Here is a 656-nt window from a genome sequence, read left to right as displayed (position 1 = left end):
GTCGGGCGCGTCGCGCAACCGCAAGCTGGCGCGGCCCAACCCGCCGATGCTGGAATATGTCGGCTACGTCCTGTTCGGGGTGACGGCGACCGCCGCGGTGGCGCTGGCGGTCTATGCCGGCTGGGGCGTGATCGACGGGGCGGTGACCGCGGTCTGACGCCGGACGTCGCCTGCCGCGACGCCGCTTTCCATCCATGACGCCGCCTCGTCGTGGCCCGCGGCGCGAAGGCCCGCGATCGCGCCGGCACGGTCGGGGGCCGACTTGTTCTGAGACAGCTTGGCGGTGCCGCGCCACGCGGCGATCGACAGCGTGAAGCCGGCGATCGCGCGGCGCATCGCGTCGAAACGGCCATCGGGCATCTTCGCGCGCGTCCACGGCGGCTTGGGGGCAAGCCGCGCCTCCTGCTCGGCGCCCAGCGCGTCGATCTGCGCGATCAGCGCGTCATCGTCGAGCGCGGTGATCGTCCCTTCCGCCTCCACCGCGACATAGTTCCATGTCGGCACCTGTCCGTCCACGACATACCAGTCGGGGCTGACATAGAAGTCGGTCGCGACGAACCCGGCGATCGCGGGGGTGCCGTCGGCGATCGGCAGCGCGCGGTTGCGGCGCGACAGGTGGAAGGTGAGCGTGTCGTCGCCCGCCAGCACCAGCGGCG

1 protein-coding gene is annotated in these 656 nt (G+C 72.3%); it reads right to left on the bottom strand.

Going from position 1 to position 656, the window contains the following annotated elements; all coding sequences use genetic code 11:
- Nucleotides 1-111 precede the first annotated feature (111 nt).
- On the bottom strand, nt 112-656 hold a 545-nt coding region (locus AX685_RS15045; RefSeq protein WP_066490120.1), incomplete at its 5' end, for an FMN-binding negative transcriptional regulator.

The organism is Sphingomonas sp. CCH9-F2, from assembly GCF_001556735.1.
Lineage (GTDB): Bacteria > Pseudomonadota > Alphaproteobacteria > Sphingomonadales > Sphingomonadaceae > Sphingomonas > Sphingomonas ginsenosidimutans.
Note: the sequence above shows the minus strand (reverse complement) of the source record. Positions and strands in the feature narration are given on the sequence as shown.